The sequence below is a fragment of the Corynebacterium sp. HMSC29G08 genome (genome assembly GCF_001806875.1).
Lineage (GTDB): Bacteria > Actinomycetota > Actinomycetes > Mycobacteriales > Mycobacteriaceae > Corynebacterium.
Map to the genome: position 1 here is coordinate 1 of NZ_KV786250.1, position 3416 is coordinate 3416.

At 60.2% G+C, this 3416-nt stretch carries 4 protein-coding genes; 1 reads left to right on the forward strand and 3 read right to left on the reverse strand.

Going from position 1 to position 3416, the window contains the following annotated elements; genetic code table 11:
• Positions 1 to 193: 193 nt before the first annotated feature.
• Positions 194 to 451, forward strand: a complete 258-nt coding sequence (locus HMPREF3101_RS06560; protein WP_070463773.1) for a hypothetical protein — start codon at positions 194 to 196, stop codon at positions 449 to 451.
• 119 nt (positions 452 to 570) lie between these two features.
• On the opposite strand, the gene HMPREF3101_RS06565 is transcribed toward HMPREF3101_RS06560, so the two are convergent.
• From HMPREF3101_RS06565 to HMPREF3101_RS12130, 3 genes are all read right to left on the reverse strand, one after another.
• Complete coding sequence (locus HMPREF3101_RS06565) at positions 571 to 1992, reverse strand: protoporphyrinogen oxidase (RefSeq protein WP_070463774.1); 1422 nt, start codon at positions 1990 to 1992, stop codon at positions 571 to 573.
• A gap of 5 nt (positions 1993 to 1997) precedes the next feature.
• Entirely contained in the window at positions 1998 to 3047 is a 1050-nt protein-coding gene (gene hemE, locus HMPREF3101_RS06570) for a uroporphyrinogen decarboxylase (protein ID WP_070463775.1), read from the reverse strand.
• Between the two features lie 151 nt (positions 3048 to 3198).
• Positions 3199 to 3416, reverse strand: a 218-nt coding sequence (locus tag HMPREF3101_RS12130) for a hypothetical protein (RefSeq protein WP_168160170.1), incomplete at its 5' end; no start/stop codon positions are given.

The window sequence follows — 3416 nt, forward strand, 5'->3', positions numbered from 1 at the left end:
TCACCATGGCGTTACTAAACCGGTGGTCTGAACAGGCGTGGCAATAATTCACGCTATCGATCAAATCGACGTGAGATTACATAGGGATTTCTACTCAAAAATTAACCAACATACAGAAACAGCTCGTATTAATGATGGGGCTAGCGAAACCAGCTGGCTACGAGATAGCTGTTTTAGTTCAAGGAGAAATCACATGTCCAACACCAAGATCCGCTTTGCTGCTGCCGCTGCTACTGTTCTGCTCGCATCCACCGGCCTGGCTGCTTGCAACGACTCCGGCGCCGGCGACACAACGACCACTGATTCCACGGTCACCGACACCACCGGTACCGCAGACTCCAGCACTGGCTCATCCAGCACTGGTTCCTCCAGTTCTGACTCCACTGCGGGCACCGCAACGGACTCCACCGCGGACACTGCAACGGACTCCACCGCAACCGAGACTAAGTAAGTCGCGCTAGACCGCGGCCACCAACGGTCACCAACGGTCAGCAAGCCGAAACCCCCATCGCCCCAACTTCGGTTGGCGTGGCGATGGGGGTTTCGTCTGGTCACAGCTAGGAAACACGGCTAGCCCTTGAGGACATCAGCGGCGACAGCGCGGGCGTCTGCAATCACGGCGGGAACACCAACGCCAGCGGCCCAAGCGCCAGTAACACTCACGCCACCAGCACCCTCAGCGTCAGAGACTGCTTTGGCAAGCAGTTGCTTGACGGTGGCGACGGTGGAAAGGTGCGTCGCGTCGAAACGCGGCAAGCCCCCGAACCAGCGCTGGACGTAGATTTCTTCGAGGCCGGCCTCACGACCGTCGAAACCCGTGATAGTGCGCAGGTCATCCAACGCCCAATCCACAAGATCGTCCTCGCTGGCGGACAGCGCCACGGTGTCGCCGAAGCGGCCGAAGCTGGTACGCACCAACGCGCCCCCGCGTGCAGCCAAATGCGGCCACTTGCGGGAAGACAGCGTGAACGCCTTGGCGCGAACATCCTGAGCGCTGCTGGCAACCAGCACGCCAGAGTTTTGTGGCAAGCCCTCATCGGTGGCGAAACGCATGCCCACCACCGCGGAGTTAGCCAGCTGCACAGACTTCAGCGCGGCCGACGCCTCCGGAGCAACACTATTCAACAGCAACGCGGCTGTCGGGGCAGGCACAGCGATAATGACCTGGTCATACACCACATCTTCACCACCTTTGAGGCGGTAACCTGCAACTTCGCGGGTCAGTGCGGAGATAAACGCGTCGATGTAAATGTTGGCACCGGATTGCTCTGCCAGCGCCTCGTAGACCTCTTGGTAGCCCTCGCGGAAAGAGTTGAACACGGCGCCGTGGCCAGTGGGTAGTTCCTTGCGTGCGGCCTCCAAGTTGGCCACGGCCGTAGACAAGTGCACGGGGCCATCTGTGGCAAGGCGGTCGAACTCCGCGGCCAGCTGCGGGACAGTCGCGCGAATCCCCAGGTCATCCGCGGTGCAGGAGTACACGCCGCCCAACAGGGCGGTGACAATGTTGTCCACCACCTCATCGCCGTAGCGCTCACGCACCAGTGCGCCAAGGTTTGTGTCACCGCCGATTTCCCACTCGAAACCGGGCTGCTCGCCTTCCTGGTCAATGCGCTGGGCAGTCTCCTCGCTCACTAGGTGCTTCACACCTTCGGAGGATGACGGGATGCCCATCACGCCGCCGGTTGGCAGCTCACGCGCCTTACCGTCAACCCACACCAAGGAACGCAGACCCGAGGGCTCCACAAGCGAGTCACCCAGGCCGAGCTCGGTGAAAAACTCCACAGCGTCTTTACGACGCGCTATGAACGCCTCCGCGCCCATATCCGTCGGCCCGGCCTCAAACGCCACGGTGTAGAGCTTGCCGCCGATGCGGTCGGTTGCCTCATAGACGTCTACACGCAGATCAGCAACACCGTTAGCCTCGCTCAAACGGCGCAGCTCGTACGCTGCGGTCAATCCGGCGAGACCTGCGCCAATAATGGCAACGTTCACGTTGCTTACGCCTCCTCGTGGATGATGCGTACGGCTTCAGTGATCGCATCCGCATCCGTGGTCGGCAGGACGCCGTGGCCGAGGTTGAAGATGTGCCCCGTAGCGTGACCAAGCTGCATGGCCCTTGCCGCCTCAGCCTTGATTCGGGTGATCTCCTCGCGCACCACCTCGGTGCCCGCGAACAGCATCGCCGGATCCAGGTTGCCCTGCAGCACGCGTGGGGAGGCAAAACGCTTCGCCGCCACGTCCAACGGCACACGCCAATCCACACCCATAACCTCGCTACCTGCCTCCGACATAGCGCCGAGCAGCTCACCGGTGGCAACGCCGAAGTGGATGCGCGGGATCTCACCGGCAACCGTCTCTAAGATCTCCACCGAGTACGGCAACACGTGCTCGCGGTAATCCGCCTCCGTGAGGAAGCCCGCCCAGGAGTCGAACAGCTGCATTGCGTCAATGCCGGCCTCAACCTGGGTGTGCAGGAACGTGGTGATGGTGGGCACCAGGCGGCGCATCAGCGCGTGCCAGGTCTCTGGTTCCCCGTGCATCATGGCCTTGGTCTTCTCGTGGTTCTTGCTCGGGCCACCCTCCACGAGGTAGCTGGCCAGCGTAAACGGCGCGCCTACGAAACCGATTAACGCCTGGGTGTCCTTCAGCTCACCCAGAATGATCTCAATGCCCTGAGCCACCTCTTCCACGTTGTGGTTCAGAATCGGCAGATTTGCTACGTCTTCACGCGAGCGGATCGCCTGATCCATCACCGGACCTCGGCCCGGCACAATCTCAACGCCAATCCCGGCAGCTTTCAGCGGCACCACAATGTCAGAGAACAAAATCGCCGCATCCATGTCGTGGCGGCGTACCGGCTGTAGCGTGATCTCCGCCAAAAGCTCCGGCATGAAGCAAGAGTCCAACATGGGGATGCTTTCGCGTACCTGGCGGTACTCCGGCAGGGAACGACCTGCCTGGCGCATGAACCACACCGGGGTGCGCGACGGGGTCTGGCCGTTAGCGGCCTGAAGAAGCGGGGCATTAGGAAGCTCACGTCTGGTCATGGCTTACAAGCCTACTTCAGATCCTTCAGCACCTTTACCGCGGGAAATTTAGGACGGGAAACGCCCCGCGCGCGAGGAGCACCCTGACTTGGATCAAATTAGTGCCGAACACCCAGCACGGAATGGAACTAGCCGAACACCGCAACCACCATTAAAAACCGGAATACCCACGTGCTTTTTCTGGACGTGGGGTGTCAATAAGGTTGTAAAAACTCAACGAATCTTCAAGCGCAAACTCCAACACACGCGGAAAAACAGTCATCCCACTGGATATCAGCTTGTCCTGGAATTCTTCACCCTCATTGAGCTTGCGGTAGAAACTATTGTTTGCATCAGTTACCGCAATATCCTCCCGGCTAGTGGGACGAA